Source organism: Pseudomonas sp. HS6-2, from assembly GCF_049325675.2.
GTDB lineage: Bacteria > Pseudomonadota > Gammaproteobacteria > Pseudomonadales > Pseudomonadaceae > Aquipseudomonas > Aquipseudomonas putida_N.
Window position 1 is genome coordinate 2489980 of record NZ_CM143906.1, and the last position, 14666, is coordinate 2504645.

At 63.3% G+C, this 14666-nt stretch carries 14 protein-coding genes; 2 read left to right on the forward strand and 12 right to left on the reverse strand.

All coding sequences use genetic code 11. The features are described from left to right. Positions 1 to 172: 172 nt before the first annotated feature. A complete protein-coding gene (locus tag ACOKS3_RS11685; RefSeq protein WP_015270735.1) occupies positions 173 to 625 on the reverse strand; it encodes an Lrp/AsnC family transcriptional regulator in 453 nt (150 codons plus the stop codon). A 111-nt stretch (positions 626 to 736) separates the two neighbouring features. Here ACOKS3_RS11685 and ACOKS3_RS11690 point away from each other — a divergent pair, with 111 nt between their 5' ends. Next, entirely contained in the window at positions 737 to 1351 is a 615-nt protein-coding gene (locus ACOKS3_RS11690; RefSeq protein ID WP_422764194.1) for a LysE family translocator, read from the forward strand. A gap of 41 nt (positions 1352 to 1392) precedes the next feature. Here ACOKS3_RS11690 and ACOKS3_RS11695 read toward each other — a convergent pair whose 3' ends face one another. From ACOKS3_RS11695 to ACOKS3_RS11740, 10 genes are all read right to left on the reverse strand, one after another. After that, positions 1393 to 3558 carry a GAF domain-containing hybrid sensor histidine kinase/response regulator gene (locus tag ACOKS3_RS11695; protein ID WP_422764193.1) on the reverse strand — a complete coding sequence of 722 codons (2166 nt, stop codon included), beginning with the start codon at positions 3556 to 3558 and terminating at the stop codon, positions 1393 to 1395. Between the two features lie 85 nt (positions 3559 to 3643). Continuing rightward, positions 3644 to 4207, reverse strand: a complete 564-nt coding sequence (locus tag ACOKS3_RS11700; protein WP_103446886.1) for an NUDIX hydrolase — start codon at positions 4205 to 4207, stop codon at positions 3644 to 3646. A gap of 20 nt (positions 4208 to 4227) precedes the next feature. Next, positions 4228 to 4974, reverse strand: coding sequence for a GntR family transcriptional regulator (locus ACOKS3_RS11705; protein ID WP_027918582.1), 747 nt, complete (start codon positions 4972 to 4974; stop codon positions 4228 to 4230). A gap of 88 nt (positions 4975 to 5062) precedes the next feature. Beyond that, positions 5063 to 5452: a carboxymuconolactone decarboxylase family protein gene (locus tag ACOKS3_RS11710; RefSeq protein WP_060478414.1), complete on the reverse strand. Its 390-nt coding sequence runs from the start codon at positions 5450 to 5452 to the stop codon at positions 5063 to 5065. Between the two features lie 121 nt (positions 5453 to 5573). Next, positions 5574 to 6059: a flavin reductase family protein gene (locus tag ACOKS3_RS11715; protein WP_060513325.1), complete on the reverse strand. Its 486-nt coding sequence runs from the start codon at positions 6057 to 6059 to the stop codon at positions 5574 to 5576. A gap of 13 nt (positions 6060 to 6072) precedes the next feature. Then, positions 6073 to 7554 (reverse strand): aldehyde dehydrogenase, encoded by a 1482-nt coding sequence (locus tag ACOKS3_RS11720; protein ID WP_103446887.1) that lies wholly within the window; start codon positions 7552 to 7554, stop codon positions 6073 to 6075. Further along, positions 7551 to 8384, reverse strand: a complete 834-nt coding sequence (locus ACOKS3_RS11725; protein WP_103446888.1) for an alpha/beta fold hydrolase — start codon at positions 8382 to 8384, stop codon at positions 7551 to 7553. Before ACOKS3_RS11725 ends, ACOKS3_RS11720 begins: the two co-directional genes overlap by 4 nt. Positions 8385 to 8452: 68 nt before the next feature. Beyond that, positions 8453 to 9049 carry an amino acid synthesis family protein gene (locus ACOKS3_RS11730; protein ID WP_003256068.1) on the reverse strand — a complete coding sequence of 199 codons (597 nt, stop codon included), beginning with the start codon at positions 9047 to 9049 and terminating at the stop codon, positions 8453 to 8455. A gap of 321 nt (positions 9050 to 9370) precedes the next feature. After that, the gene (locus ACOKS3_RS11735; protein ID WP_027918587.1) at positions 9371 to 10411 is read right to left on the reverse strand and encodes an LLM class flavin-dependent oxidoreductase; all 1041 of its coding nucleotides are present in this window, start codon (positions 10409 to 10411) and stop codon (positions 9371 to 9373) included. Between the two features lie 75 nt (positions 10412 to 10486). After that, positions 10487 to 10972, reverse strand: coding sequence for a flavin reductase family protein (locus tag ACOKS3_RS11740; RefSeq protein WP_422764192.1), 486 nt, complete (start codon positions 10970 to 10972; stop codon positions 10487 to 10489). A 316-nt stretch (positions 10973 to 11288) separates the two neighbouring features. Between ACOKS3_RS11740 and ACOKS3_RS11745 the strand changes: the two genes are divergently transcribed. Beyond that, on the forward strand, positions 11289 to 12695 hold the full coding sequence (locus ACOKS3_RS11745) for a purine-cytosine permease family protein (RefSeq protein WP_103446890.1): 1407 nt from the start codon (positions 11289 to 11291) through the stop codon (positions 12693 to 12695). Positions 12696 to 12850: 155 nt separating this feature from the next. Here the strand turns inward: ACOKS3_RS11745 and ACOKS3_RS11750 are convergent, their stop codons facing one another. Next, positions 12851 to 14476 (reverse strand): methyl-accepting chemotaxis protein, encoded by a 1626-nt coding sequence (locus ACOKS3_RS11750; RefSeq protein ID WP_103446891.1) that lies wholly within the window; start codon positions 14474 to 14476, stop codon positions 12851 to 12853. Between the last annotated feature and the right edge of the window lie 190 nt (positions 14477 to 14666).

Consider the following 14666-nt stretch of genomic DNA (forward strand, 5'->3'; position numbering starts at 1 on the left):
GTAAATATGTACCCATAAACCTTAAAAAACCTAAGGCTGACAAAAGGTTAAGCGGTGGACGGTAGCAAGGAGGGTGCCAGATGGCTGGAGGGGCCGAGGTAGAGGGAGTGGCGGTTGCCGGGGGCAGGTGGAGTGGGCTGTGTTGGTGCGCAGTGCGCATTACCAGGGCAATCTACATCGGCAGCAGTCGATCCTGAATGACTTCCTTCATCACCAGGGTCGAACTCAGGCGCTTCACATTGGGAATGCTGGTCAGCTGCTCGTCATACAGCTTCTGAAATGCCGGCAAGTCCTTGGCCACCACATGCAGCAGGTAATCCGGATCACCGAACAGCCGTTGCGCCTCGACAATCTGCGGGATCTCGGCCAACGCCGCTTCGAAGTCCGCCACGGGCTGGCGGGTCACTTCGCGAAGGGTCACGAACACCAGCGCGGCAAAGTTCAGCCCCAAGGCACTTGGCGCCAGGCGGGCGTGGTAGCCCAGAATCGCCCCGGATTCTTCCAGTGCCTTCAGGCGCCGATGGCAAGGGGACAGGCTGAGCCCCACGCGGTCGGCCAGCTCGGTGACCGACAGCCGACCGTCTTTTTGCAGCTCGGCAAGGATTTTTCGATCAGTTCTGTCCATGGGGAAGAATCTTCCAGTAAGTGAATGCAGAGAGGGAATATACGAAAGAAAATCCCCGGGCGGAATCCGTAATCTTTCCTCATCCCAAGGCAGTAGATAAGGAAGATTCAAGTGGCTATCAGTGTGCTGACGGCGTTCTGGGCTGTGTCGATGCTGTTCGTGATGACCCCCGGAGCAGACTGGGCCTATGCCATCTCGGCGGGCATGCGCGGGCGTTGGGTTATGCCGGCAGTGGCAGGGATGTTGTCGGGGCATTTCCTCGCCACCCTGGTGGTGGCGGCCGGGGTCGGCAGCCTGCTGGCGGGCCACCCCTTGGCGTTGACCTTGATGACCCTGGCAGGGTGCAGCTACCTGCTGTGGCTCGGCGGTAACCTGGTGCTGAGCCCGGCGTTGCCTTCGGCCGGGCAGGGCGGGGCCGGGGAGTCGGGCTCGCGCTGGGCATTGAAAGGCTTTTGCGTGAGTGGGCTGAACCCAAAGGTATTCCTGCTGTTCCTGGCCTTGCTGCCGCAATTCACTGACCCACAGTCGAGCTGGCCGGTGCCGTTGCAGATCTTGTTGCTGGGCCTGGTGCACCTGTGCAGCTCGCTGGTGATCTATTCGCTGGTCGGCTTCGGCGCCAAGGCTGTGCTGAGCACCCGGCCTGGGGCGGCAAAGCTGGTCGGACGGGTGTCGGGGGTGGCGATGATCAGCGTAGCCCTGGGTTTGATCGCCGGGCAGATTCACTGACTTCAGCGCTTACCTTCGACGCAGATGTGGCGGTTGTGGCTTTACACGCCTAGCACTTTGCCAAGCAGCTGACACACCTGTTCGGCCGAGTAGGGTTTGGCCAGGAAGGCAAACCCTTGGTGCCCGCCTTCGGCAATCGCTTCGCTGTAGCCAGAGGTGAGGATTACCGGCAATTGCGGTCGCTGGCGGCGCAACTGCCTGGCCAGTGCCAAGCCGCCCATGCCTGGCATGACCACATCGGAAAACACGGCATCGAAGCCTTCGGGCGAGTTGGCAAGCTGCACCAGGGCATCTTCGGCCGAGCTGGCCCAACGGATCTGGTAGCCGTGGTCTTCAAGGATTTGCGCGGTAAAGCTGCCCACATCGGGATTGTCCTCGACCACCAGGATGCGCCGCCGCTCGCCCCTGGGTTGAGGCCCGTTGTGCGGGTCGCTGACAGGTGCGCCGCTGGCCGGTGTCGGCTCTTGTGGCAGGTACAAGGTGAAACGGGTGCCCTGGCCCTGGACGCTATCGACCTTGACGTCGCCATCGGACTGCTTGGCAAAGCCAAATACCTGGGACAAGCCCAGCCCGGTGCCTTCACCCGGCGCCTTTGTGGTGAAGAACGGATCGAAGATGCGCTCCAGCAACTCGGGGGCGATGCCGACGCCACTGTCACTCACCGAAATGGCCGCGAACAGCCCGTCGTGGCCGGGCATGTGCTGATCGGCCTGCAGGCACAGGCGCAGGGTGCCTTCACCGGCCATGGCGTCGCGGCCGTTGAGCATCAGGTTGATCACTGCGGTTTCCAGCTGGCTGAGGTCGGCGCGGATATGGCAGGGCGATGCCGGCAGTTGCAGCTCGACGTGGATGCGTGCGCCGGTGGCCGTGTCGAGCATGTCGGCCATCGCCTCCAGCCGTGACCCGGCCTCGAACACTTGCGGGCTCAGCGCCTGGCGACGGGCGAAGGCGAGCAGCTGGCCGGTCAGCTTGGCGCCGCGGTCGACGGTGTCGGACATGGTCTTGAGGTAACGTTCGCGGCGCTGTTCGTCGAGGTTGGGGCGCTGCAGGAAGTGCAGCGACGAGCGGATGATGGTCAGCAGGTTGTTGAAGTCGTGGGCCACGCCGCCGGTCAGCTGGCCGATGGCTTCGAGCTTTTGCGTCTGGTGCAGCACCGCCTCGGTGTGCAGCAGCTGCGCGGTACGCTCTTCGACCCGGTGTTCCAGGGTGGCGTTGAGCGCTTCCAGGGCGGCCATTGCCTCGCGCACTTCGGCGTGGGCCTGGATGCGCTGAATATGCGCCCAGGAGCGTTCGGTGACTTCGCTGATCAGTGCCTGCTCGTAGAGCGTCCAGGTCCGTGGCTGGCGGTCATGGATGGCCATCAGCGCTGTCAGCCGCCCATTCTTGATCAGCGGCATGCAGACGGTGGCGGTGATGCCGATGGCCTGGAAGGTGGCCGCCTCTTCGGCGGCCAGTTCCCTGAGGTTGTCGTTGATCACGAAGGGCAGGCCGGCGCGCAGGCGGCTGACGGCCAGGCGGCCGAAATCGGCCAGGCGGTATTGCCCGAGCAGGCGCGGCGAGCCCGGTGCGACCCAATCGCCGCAGATGGTGAAGCCGTCTTCGTCCGCTTCCATCACCGCATAGGCGCAACTCGACAGATCCAAGTGCTCCACGAGCATGCGCGTGGTGATCGCCATGATGTGGTCCGGGTCGGTGGCATTGGCCACGGCGCCGCCCAGGTTGTCGAGAAAATTCAGGCGCTGGTTGGTGACCACGCTGGCGGTGGTTTCGGTGACCGTGTCGAGCATCCCCAGCACACGGCCATCCTCACCGCGGATGGGGCTGTAGCAGAAGGTGAAATAGGCCTTTTCCGGGCTGCCGCAGCGGTCGATCAGCAGGGGGAAGTCCTCGATGAACACCGCCTCGCCAGCGAGTGCCCGCGCGGCCATGCCACCGATCTCGTGCCAGGCTTCTTGCCATACCACACTGAAGGGGCTGCCCAGGGCCAGCGGTTTGTCGCCGAGGATCCGGGCGAAGGCGTCGTTGTGCAGGGTGATCAGCTCTGGGCCCCAGAGCACGGCCTGGGGAAAGCGCGAGTCAAGGCACAGGGCAACGCTGGTCCTGAGTGTTTCAGGCCATTGGCCGAGCGGCCCCAGGGGGGTGGCAGCCCAGTCGTGGTTGCGAATGCGCTCGGCCATCAGCCCGCCGCCGTCTAGCCAGTTTGCCATGTGCAGTGCTGGTCCGTTTGTTTGAGATCTCTAGATTGCACCGAGAATAGACGGTTGGCGAGTGGCTTGCGGCGCCGACGGTGCCTCAGCGCATGAAATGCACCTTGCCGGTGTCGTCATTGCCCATGTAGATGCCATAGACCCCGGCCTGCCGTTCGAGGATGTAGCGCTCGAGAATCTGCCGGATCGCCGGGTAATAGATCTCGTCCCAGGGGATCTCGTCAGGTTCGAAGAACTTGTACGCCAACGTTTCAGGCCCGTACTGCCCGGTCTCTTCGGTGGCGATGGCGCGGAAGATGATGTACACCTCGCTGATTTTCGGCACGCTGAAGATCGAGTAGGGCGAGACGATGTCGGCGCGCACGCCGCTTTCTTCCCAGACCTCGCGCAGGGCCGCCTGCTCGGTGGTCTCGCCGGCTTCCATGAACCCGGCCGGCAAGGTCCAGGTGCCGGGGCGTGGCGGGATGGCGCGCTGGCACAATAGATACTTGCCGTCACGCTCGATGATGCAACCCGCGATGATCTTCGGGTTGATGTAGTGGATATAGCCGCAGCCAGTACAGTGCAGGCGTTCGTGGGTGTCGCCTGCGGGAACGCCCCGGGCCAGTTCCGTGGTGCAATGCGGGCAGTAGCGCGGGGCGTTGGGCATGTCAGCGGCCTATACAGGTCTTATATACGTGGATCCTTCAGGGCCAAGGGTTCGACCATGTCGCGTACCTTGGTGTTGTCGTCCTGCTTCTGGCGCAGGTAGTCCAGGGCAACTTTGGCAGCGGCGCGGACGTGGTCGACCGAGGCCTGATGGGCAACCAGTGGGTCGCCGCCCTTGATCGCCTCGACGATCTTTTCCATTTCACGGTTGCTGGCGCCGCGGCGGTTTTCCTGCGACACCGAGGTGGCGCGCAGGTAGCTGATGCGTGCCTGCAGCTGGCGCAGCTGCTGGGCGGCGACCTGGTTGCCGGAGCCTTCCAGGAGCACGTCGTAGAAGCCCTGCACCGAGTCCAGCACCTGCTGCAGTTCGCCCTCTTCGAGGGCTTCGCGGTTGACCTCGAGCGCGCGCTCCAGGGCACGGATGTCCTTGGCCTTGGCATTGAGGGTGAACAGCTGCACGATCAGGCCTTCGAGCACGCAACGCAGCTCGTAGATGTCGCGGGCGTCTTCCAGGGTGATGATGGCCACGCGTGGGCCCTTGGCGTCGGCGAACTCCACCAGGCCTTCGGACTCCAGGTGGCGCAGGGCCTCACGCACCGAGGTGCGGCTGACGCCGAGGCGGTCGCAGAGGTCGCGCTCGACCAGGCGGTCGCCGGGCAGCAGGTGGAAGTTCATGATCGCGCCGCGCAGCTTGTCGAGCACGATTTCGCGCAGGGTAACGGGGTTGCGGTTGACCTTGAAGCTGTCGTCGAGTGGCTGGCGTTTCATCAGGTGCGCTCTTTATGAGGCTGTTGCGCCAACATCACGGAGCCCCCTGAACCGAGGCACTCCTTGCAGTGGTTCGAACAGCCCGTTGTTAACGGGTTGACTCCGCATCGGCTTCGGCGAACGCCTCGCGGGCCAGGCGGAAGCTGTCCACCGCCGCGGGCACGCCGCAATAAATGCCGACCTGGAGCAGGATCTCGCGAATCTGTTCACGGCTCAGGCCATTACGCAATGCGCCGCGAATGTGCAGCTTGAGCTCGTGGGGCCGGTTGAGCGCGGAAATCATGGCCAAGTTTATCATGCTGCGCTCTTTCAGCGAGAGGCCTTCGCGGCCCCAGACGTGGCCCCAGCAGTACTCGGTGACCAGCTCCTGCAGCGGCTGGGTAAATGCGTCGGCGTTCTGGATCGAGCGGTTGACGTATTCCTCGCCCAGTACCTGGGTGCGGATCTGCAGGCCTTTCTCGTACTTTTCGTTGCTCATGCGCAGTACTCCGGAATAAAACAGGGGCCGCAACCGAGGGTGAGACGATTAGTGCGGCCCCTGGAAAACAGGGACATCGGTGGTGGCTTCTTCGCGGGGCAAGCCAACACCGACTTCAAAGTCAGCCCAGGGGTGGCAGGGCACCCAGCTTGCCTTTGTGGTAGACCATTGGCGTCACCGGCTCGGCCGGCAGCACCAGGTTCTTCACCGCGCCGACGATGATCGCGTGGTCGCCGCCGTCGTATTCGCGCCACAGTTCACACTCGATGATCGCCGTGGCCTTGGTCAGTAGCGGGTTGCCCAGCTCGCTGAGCTGCCACTCGACGCCCTTGGCCTTGTCCTTGCCCTTGCCGGCGAAGGCATAGGCCTCGGCGGTCTGGTCGGCGGACAGCAGGTGAATGGCGAACTGCTTGCTGTCACGCAGGATCGGGTAGGTGTCCGATGCGTAGTTGGGGCAGAACAGCACCAGCGCCGGCTCGATCGACAGCGCGCTGAACGCGCTGGCGGTGATGCCGACGATGCCGCCGTCGGCGTCCAGGGTGGTGACCACGGTGACGCCGGACGGGAACGAGCCCATCACGTCTTTGTAGATGCCAGGTTCGATCATCTCGTGCTACCTCTTAGCGCATCACAAACGGGTCGGGCATCGGCGCGGTGGACAGGTTGATCCACACGGTCTTCAGCTCGGTATAGGCCAGCACCGAATCGATGCCGCTCTCGCGGCCGTAGCCGCTGTTCTTGAAGCCGCCGATCGGTGCCATGGCCGACACTGCGCGGTAGGTGTTGACCCAGATGATCCCCGAACGCACGTCGCGGGCCAGGCGATGGGCACGGCCCAGGTCGCGGGTCCAGATGCCGGCGGCAAGGCCGAACTGCGAGTCGTTGGCGATGGCCAGGGCCTCTTCCTCGGTCTTGAAGCGGATCACTGCGGCGACCGGGCCGAACACCTCTTCCTGCATGATGGTCATCGAGTTGCTGTCGCACTCGAACAGGGTCGGCTCGTAGAACCAGCCGTCACCCTCGACCTCGGCACGCTTGCCGCCCATGTGCAGCTTGGCGCCTTCGGCCTTGGCCGCAGCGACCAGGCCTTCGACCACGGCAAGCTGCTGTGCGGTGGCCATCGGGCCCATTTCGCTGGCGTCGTCCTGCGGGTTGCCGATGCGGATGCGCTTGGCACGGGCGATCAGGCGCTGGACGAATTCGTCGAAGATCTCGTCCTGCACCAGCAGGCGCGAGCCGGCCACGCAGCTCTGCCCGGAGGCGGCATAGATGCCGGCCACGGCGCCGTTGATGGCGCTGTCCAGATCGGCGTCGGCGAAGATGATGTTCGGCGACTTGCCGCCCAGCTCCAGCGACAGCTTGGCGAAGTTCTCGGCACTGCTGCGCACCACGTGGCGGGCAGTAGCGGCGCCGCCGGTGAAGGCGATCTTGCGCACCAGCGGGTGGCGGGTCAGCGCCGCGCCGGTGCTTGGGCCGTAGCCGGTAACCACGTTGACCACGCCCGCCGGGAAGCCGGCTTCCAGGGCCAGGCGGGCCAGCTCGAGGATGGTTGCCGAGGCGTGCTCGGAGGGCTTGATCACGATGGTGTTGCCGGCAGCCAGGGCCGGGGCCAGCTTGATCGCGGTCAGGTACAGCGGGCTGTTCCACGGGATGATCGCGGCGACCACGCCGATCGGCTCGTGCACGGTGTAGGCGAACAGGTCTGGCTTGTCGAGGGGCAGGGTGCCGCCTTCGAGCTTGTCGGCCAGGCCCGCGGTGTAGTGGAAGAACTCCGGCAGGTAGCCTACCTGGCCGCGGGTTTCGCGGATCAGCTTGCCGTTGTCACGGCTTTCCAGCTGGGCCAGGTGTTCCTTGTTCTCGGCGATCAGGTCACCCAGACGACGCAGCAGCTTGCCGCGTGCGGTGGCGGTGATGCTGCGCCATGCCTTGCTGTCGAAGGCACGCTGGGCGGCCTGTACGGCCAGCTCGACATCGGCTTCGTCGGCGTCGGGCAGCTGCGCCCAGGCCTGGGCGGTGGCCGGGTTGAGGCTGTCGAAGGTCTTGCCGCTCTGGGCATCGAGCCACTGGCCGTCGATGCACATCTGGAAACGAACGAGGGTCATGCAACAATCCCCTTGGCGGATTCGGTGAGGGTGCGGGCTTGGGCGAGGAAGTCCAGCAGCATCTTGTTGACTTCACGCGGGGCTTCCACGGGCATCATATGCCGTTGCTCGGCGAGGACCACGCTTTGCGCACCAGGAATGCTGGCAGCGAGCTGGCGGGTCATGGCCGGGGTGGAGCCCGAGTCGAGTTCGCCGGTGGCGATCAGCGTCGGCACCTGGATGGTGCCCAGGTCACTGGCGCGGTACATGTCCTGGGTGGCGAACAGCGAATAGGTAGTGTGGTAGCCCTGCGGGTCGTTGTTCGCCAATACCTGGCGAATGGCGGCGACCTGCGCCGGGTTGGCAGCCTTGTATTCACGGCTGAACCAGCGGTCGAGGGCGGCGTCGACGTTGGCGTCGGGGCCGAGCTCCGCAGCCTGGGCGGCGCGGGCGATGACGCCGGCACTCTGCTCGGGGGTGCGGTTGAACACGCTGTTGAGTACCACCAGCGCCGCCAGACGCTGCGGGTAATTTAGGGCGAATGCACGGGCGACCAGGCCACCCATGGAGAAGCCGATCACGGTGGCTTGTTGAACCTGCAGGTGGTCGAGCAGCTCGGCGAGCTGGGCGGCGTAGCCTTCCAGCCCGGTGTCGGCAGCCGGCAAGGCGCTCTGGCCGTGGCCGAGCATGTCGTAGGTGATGACGCGGTAGTCATTGGCCAGGCCAACGATCTGCCCGCCCCACATTTCCTTGTTCAGACCAACGCCGTGGATCAGTACCACGGGTTGGCCCTGGCCGACGGACAGGTAGCTGGTGCCGGCAGGTGTGCGTTCAGCGACAGGCTGAATCATGGAGGGCGCTCCTTGAAGGTCGGGCGCGGCGGGTAAGCACGCCACGCCCCGGCCCGTCTTGGTTGTTGTTATTGAGCGTTGGCTTTTTCGGCAGCCAGTTCTTCCAGGTCGATGTAGCGGTTGCCGATGCGCGGGTGCAGGCGGCCGCCGTCGGCAGCGCCCAGGACCACGACGATTTCATCGGCGCGCGGGGCGTCTTCGATCTGCATTTCCAGGGTGATGTAGTGCGAACGCAGGCCTTCGTCGTCCTTCTGCATCATCGGGATCTGGATCGAGGTGCCTGGGCCGCCGCGCTTGTTGGTGAAGCTCAGGTAGCTCTTGGCCTGTACCGCTTCACGGTAGTGGTTGCCGAAGCGCAGGGTGTGGATCACTGCCGAGGCGTGTTCGATTTCGCCATCGGCGCCGACCACTGCAGCCTTACCGTAGGCCTCGATCTTGTCGGCACCGCCGATGGCTGCGGTCAGGCGCTCGACCATCAGGGCACCCAGCTCCGAGCAGTTGGCGCGGATTTCCGGCTTGAGATCTTCAACGAAACCGCGACCGGCCCATGGGTTCTTGATCACGACGGCCAGGCCGACCATGGTCACCGGCTTGTCGGTGGCCTTGCCGCCTTCGATGCGGGTCTCTTCGGAGTAGGTGACGATCTTGCGGATTTCGAAACTCATGGGTGGCTCCTGGTGAGGGTTATCAGCTCTTGTTGTCTGATGGTATACCATAATATTTGTTGTGCAAGAGGTGGCTTGAAATTTCTCTTGCGGGGGGACGAAAGGTGGCCTGATCCCTTGAATTCAGGGGTGTCTGCACTGGCCTCTTCGCGGGACAAGCCCGCTCCTACAGGGACTGCTCAACCTTCAAGGTTTACATCACACCTGTGGGAGCGGGTTTACCCGCGAAGAGGCCGGTACAGGCTAAAAAAAGCCCGCTCACGCGGGCTTCGGGGGCCCACGGGAGCGGGCGCGTCCCGCAATGTCTCAGGCAATGGGAATTCAGGCGAAGGCCGGCACCACTTCCTTGATGAACAGCTCGAGCGATTTCTTCTTCTCGGCGTGGGGCAGGCTGTTGTCGCACCAGAAGCTGAACTCGTCCACGCCGAGTTCCTGGTAGTACTTGATACGGGCGATGATCTCTTCCGGGGTGCCGATCATGGTGTTCTTGCGGATGTTCTCCAGCTGGAACGCCGGCACTTCGGCGAATTTCGACTCGGGGCTCGGCTCGAGGAAGCCGTTGACCGGAGTGGTCTTGTTGCCGAACCAGGCATCGAAGGTACGGTAGAAGCGCGAGATGGCCTGGGCGCCGATTTTCCAGCCTTCCGGCTCCGACGGGCTGTGCACGTGGGTGTGGCGCAGTACCATCAGTTGCGGGCGTGGCACGTCCGGGTTGTTGTCGAGGGCGGCCTGGAACTTGTTCTTCAGGTCCAGCACTTCCTCGTCGCCCTTCATCAACGGGGTGACCATGACATTGCAGCCGTTGGCCACGGCGAAGTTGTGCGAGTCCGGGTCGCGGGCGGCGATCCACATCGGCGGGGTGGCGTTGAACGGCTTCGGTACGCTGGTGGAGGTCGGGAACTTGTAGACTTCGCCGTCATGGGCGTAGTCGCCTTCCCACAGCTTGCGCACCACCGGGACCATTTCGCGCAGGGCCTTGCCACCGTCGGTGGCCGGCATGCCACCCGCCATGCGGTCGAATTCGAACTGGTAGGCACCGCGGGCCAGGCCCACTTCCATGCGGCCATTGCTGATCACGTCGAGCAGGGCGCATTCGCCGGCAACGCGTATCGGGTTCCAGAACGGCGCGATGATGGTGCCGGCACCCAGGCGGATCTTCTCGGTGCGCGCGGCCAGGTAGGCCAGCAGCGGCATCGGGCTTGGCGAGATGGTGTATTCCATGGCGTGGTGTTCGCCGATCCACACGGTGCTGAAACCGCCGTGCTCGGCCATCAGGGTCAGTTCGGTCAGGTCTTCGAACAGCTGGCGGTGGCTGACCTGTTCATCCCAACGTTCCATGTGCACGAACAACGAAAATTTCATGGGGCTTTCCTCAACGCTTGAAAGTGTCTGTCGCCAGGCTGCGCAGGCGCCAGGTGTCTCGATTCAGAATAGGCTTCAGGCAAAGGCCGGCAGGCTGGCCATCTTGCCGCGGCAGTAGACCATTGGTCGTGGTGCGTCTTCAGGGACGATCAGGTTTTGTACCTTGCCGACCATGATGGCGTGGTCGCCACCTTCATATTCGCGCCACAGTTCGCATTCGATGACGGCAATGGCGCCGGCCAGGATCGGGTTGCCCAGTTCGCTCAGGGTCCACTCGATGCCGGCGGCCTTGTCCTTGCCCTTCTTGGCGAACGCGTAGGCTTCGGCCTGCTGCCCACCGGAGAGCAGGTGAATGGCAAAGCGCTTGTTCTTGATCAGGACAGGGTAGGAGTCGGAGGTATAGTTGGGGCAGAACAGCACCAGCGGCGGGTCCATCGACAGGGAGGAGAACGCACTGGCGGTCAGGCCGACGACCGAGCCGTCGTCGTCCAGGGTGGTGATGACGGTAACGCCGGACGGGAACGAGCCCAGGACGTTCTTGTAGATGCTTGCGTCGATCATCTGGTGTACCTCTAAAAGGCTGCGGTGGTCCGCGGTTTTTATCGTTGATGTGTCTGATGGTATACCGTAATACCTATTTTGCAAGCGGAATTTTCAGCCCTGGTTTTTCACGATGAACGGCTACAGGCCACGTAAAACGTGGGATTGAGCGGTGAGGCGGTTTGTCGCAGGGGGTGTGCGAGCAGATCAGCGGGCGTTTTTTCCTACGGAGCAGTGTTGTCAAAAGTTTGGAATACCATAATATGGTCCGCAGCTGAGAGGCCGCCTAGATGCGGTTTCCTTACAAAGATAAAAACGACCTTTCGAGCTGAATCCTATGTCCCAACCGTCATCGCAACACCAGTTTGTCGAGAATCACACGGTCGATTACGTTCCACCTGCCGAGCGCCATGGGAAGGCGCGCGACCTGTTCACCCTCTGGTTCAGTACCAACATCGCGCCACTGCCTATCGTCACCGGTGCCATGGTGGTCCAGGTATTCCACCTGAACCTGCTGTGGGGGCTGATCGCAATCGTGCTGGGTCATCTTGTCGGGGGCGTGTTCATCGCCCTGGCCTCTGCGCAGGGACCGCAGCTGGGCATTCCACAGATGGTCCAGAGTCGTGGCCAGTTCGGCCGCTACGGCGCCTTGCTGATCGTGTTCTTCACCGCGCTGATCTATGTCGGCTTCTTCATTTCCAACATCGTCCTGGCGGGCAAGACCATCCACGGCATCGCCCCGAGCGTGCCTATGCCGGGCGCGATCGTGATCGGCGCCCTGAGTGCGACGGCCATCGGCGTGATCGGCTACCGTTTCATCCACATCCTCAACCGCATCGGTACCTGGGTGATGGGTTCGGCACTTCTGGCCGGCTTCATCATGATGTTCGTCCAGGAGCTGCCGGCCGACTTCCTGAGCCGCGGCGCGTTCAACCTGTCGGGCTTCATCGCCACGGTGTCGCTGGGCATCATCTGGCAGATCAGCTTCTCGCCGTACACCTCCGACTACTCGCGCTATCTGCCGCGCGAAGTGGGCATTGCCAAGCCGTTCTGGGCGACCTATTTCGGCGCCACGCTGGGCACCATCCTGTGCTTCAGCTTCGGCACGATCGCGGTGCTGTGCGTGCCGGACGGCACCGACGCGATGGATGCGGTCAAGCAGGCCACCGGCTGGCTGGGCCCGATCCTGATGGTACTGTTCCTGCTCAATATCATCAGCCACAACGCACTCAATCTGTATGGTGCGGTGCTGTCGATCGTCACCGCGATCCAGACCTTCATCGCCGAATGGACACCGAGCGTCAAGGTGCGGGTGATCCTGGCCTCGGTAATCCTGGTGGGCTGCGGGATGGTGGCGCTGAATGCGTCGGCCGGCTTCATCGGCCAGTTCATCGGCCTGATCCTGGCGCTGTTGCTGGTGCTGGTGCCGTGGGCATCGATCAACCTGATCGACTTCTACCTGATCAAGAAGGGCCAGTACGACATCGCGTCGATCTTCCGTGCTGACGGCGGCATCTATGGCCGCTTCAATCACCACGCGATCATTGCCTATGCCTGCGGGATTCTGGTGCAGTTGCCGTTTGCCAACACGTCGCTGTATGTGGGGCCGTATTCGAACATTGTCGAAGGGGCTGACTTGTCTTGGCTGTTCGGTTTGCTGGTGACGGTGCCGCTGTATTACTGCCTGGCGACGCGCGGCAAGGCTGCCGAGCGGGCGGGGCGGGTGCTGAGCGTCAACGACTGATGGATTGATGTTGCTGTGACAGGGGCTGCGCTGCAGCCCATTCGCGGGACAAGCCCGCTCCTACAGGTACAGCGCAAGCCTTGGGCATTGTGCAAACCCTGTAGGAGCGGGCTTGTCCCGCGAATGGGCCGCAAAGCGGCCCCAGCTGTTTCAGGTCAAACCTTGAACTGCGCCACCATGCCATTCAGGTCCACGGCAAGGCGCGACAGGTCCTGTGCCGCTGCGCTGGTCTGGTTCGCCCCCGCCGACGTCTGCATCGCCAGGTCACGAATGTTCACCAGGTTGCGATCCACCTCCCGCGCCACCTGCGCCTGTTCCTCGGAGGCACTGGCGATCACCAGGTTGCGCTGGTTGATCGAAGTGATCGCCTCGGCAATCACCTCAAGCGCCTGACCTGCACCCTGCGCCACTTCCAGTGTTCCGTTGGCCCGGCTGCGGCTGCTGTGCATCGCCGACACTGCCCGTTCAGTACCGTTCTGGATCCCGGCGATCATCTGCTCGATCTCTGCCGTCGACTGCTGGGTCCGGTGGGCGAGGGCGCGCACCTCATCGGCCACCACGGCAAAGCCGCGACCAGCCTCACCAGCGCGAGCCGCTTCGATCGCCGCGTTGAGCGCCAGCAGGTTGGTCTGCCCGGCAATCGCGCCGATCACGTCCAGCACGCGGCTGATCTCGTTGGCGTTGCTGGCCAGTTGTTCGATCTCGGTCGAGGTGCCCGTCACGTCATTGACCAGATGCTGGATCGAGGCCAGGGCCTGGTTGACCTGATCACGGCCATCGCGGGTGTTCTGGTCGGCGCCTTTCGAGGCATCGGCCGTGCTGACCGCGTTGTTCGCCACTTCTTCCACCGCCGCGGTCATCTGGTTGACGGCGGTGGCGGCCTGGTCGATTTCCGCGCTCTGCTGGTGCAGGCCACGGCTGGTGTCTTCGGTGACGGTGTGCAGTTCTTCCGAAGCCGAGGCCAGTTGGTCGGAGGAGGCGGCGATCTTGCGGATGGTCTCGCGCAGGCTGTTCTGCATGCGGCTCAAGGCGCGCAGCAGCAGGGCCGGTTCGTCGCGGCCGACGACACGGATGTCCTGGGTCAGGTCGCCGGTAGCCACGCGCTCGGCCACGGCGACCGCATCGGCCAGCGGTACTACGATACTGCGGGTGAGTACGGTGGCGATGGTAGCCAGGGCGAGCATGATGATCACCAGCGAGACGATGATGGCGGTGAAAGCCTCGTCGGCGACATCGCTGCTGCGCTGCGAGGCATCCTCGGCACCTTTGCCGTTGTAGGCAATGAGCGCGACCATGGCCTTCATCATGCTATCGGCGTACTGGGTGAGCGGGCCGCTGATCTGCTGCTTGGCCTCGTCCATGCGACCGGCAGCGATGTCCTGCACTACCCGTGACTGCAGGTCGAGGTATTGCTGGTGGGCACCCTCGAAGGTGTTGAACAGAGTGCGGTCATCAGCGGCGATGATGGTGTCCTCGTAATCCTTGAGGCGATTTGCGAGCTGCTCGTTGATGCCCTTGAGCAGGTCGATGTTGCGCGCACGCTCGCTTGTGTTGTCATCCAGCGCGGCGCGCAGGGTGAGGGCGCGGGCACGGCCGAGGTTGGTGCTGATTTCACTGAGGGCAACCACGGCGGGCATCCAGGTGACACGGATTTCGTCCGTGGCCGCGTCCATCTGCCGGGTTTCATAGAGTGTGATAAGGCCCATGGCCAGAACCAATGCGCCCAGCAGGGCGAAAACGCTGGTAGCGCGGGTGCCGATCTTCATATTCCGTAACTGCATGGAATGCTCCTTGACGTTGGCGTGCAGGCGTCAAGAGCATGGTCGGATGGCCGGGCCACCAGGGAATGGCGCCAGGCTCTCGATGCGCTGCAGATTTAAGTGTGTGCCTCACCCTCTTGTATGTTTTTTTGATTGCGATGATGCCATATTGCCATCAATATTGACCAGGCATTCAATGTAACAACATCTT

What these genes read in the sequence shown, in the direction of transcription:
- ACOKS3_RS11700 (WP_103446886.1), bottom strand. Translation starts at nt 4,207, where the DNA reads ATGCCCAACGCCCCGCGCTACTGCCCGCATTGCACCACGGAACTGGCC.
- ACOKS3_RS11705 (WP_027918582.1), bottom strand. Translation starts at nt 4,974, where the DNA reads ATGAAACGCCAGCCACTCGACGACAGCTTCAAGGTCAACCGCAACCCC.
- ACOKS3_RS11725 (WP_103446888.1), bottom strand. Translation starts at nt 8,384, where the DNA reads ATGATTCAGCCTGTCGCTGAACGCACACCTGCCGGCACCAGCTACCTG.
- ACOKS3_RS11695 (WP_422764193.1), bottom strand. Translation starts at nt 3,558, where the DNA reads ATGGCAAACTGGCTAGACGGCGGCGGGCTGATGGCCGAGCGCATTCGC.
- ACOKS3_RS11740 (WP_422764192.1), bottom strand. Translation starts at nt 10,972, where the DNA reads ATGATCGACGCAAGCATCTACAAGAACGTCCTGGGCTCGTTCCCGTCC.
- ACOKS3_RS11720 (WP_103446887.1), bottom strand. Translation starts at nt 7,554, where the DNA reads ATGACCCTCGTTCGTTTCCAGATGTGCATCGACGGCCAGTGGCTCGAT.
- ACOKS3_RS11735 (WP_027918587.1), bottom strand. Translation starts at nt 10,411, where the DNA reads ATGAAATTTTCGTTGTTCGTGCACATGGAACGTTGGGATGAACAGGTC.
- ACOKS3_RS11685 (WP_015270735.1), bottom strand. Translation starts at nt 625, where the DNA reads ATGGACAGAACTGATCGAAAAATCCTTGCCGAGCTGCAAAAAGACGGT.
- ACOKS3_RS11730 (WP_003256068.1), bottom strand. Translation starts at nt 9,049, where the DNA reads ATGAGTTTCGAAATCCGCAAGATCGTCACCTACTCCGAAGAGACCCGC.
- ACOKS3_RS11715 (WP_060513325.1), bottom strand. Translation starts at nt 6,059, where the DNA reads ATGATCGAACCTGGCATCTACAAAGACGTGATGGGCTCGTTCCCGTCC.
- ACOKS3_RS11710 (WP_060478414.1), bottom strand. Translation starts at nt 5,452, where the DNA reads ATGAGCAACGAAAAGTACGAGAAAGGCCTGCAGATCCGCACCCAGGTA.
- ACOKS3_RS11745 (WP_103446890.1), top strand. Translation starts at nt 11,289, where the DNA reads ATGTCCCAACCGTCATCGCAACACCAGTTTGTCGAGAATCACACGGTC.
- ACOKS3_RS11750 (WP_103446891.1), bottom strand. Translation starts at nt 14,476, where the DNA reads ATGCAGTTACGGAATATGAAGATCGGCACCCGCGCTACCAGCGTTTTC.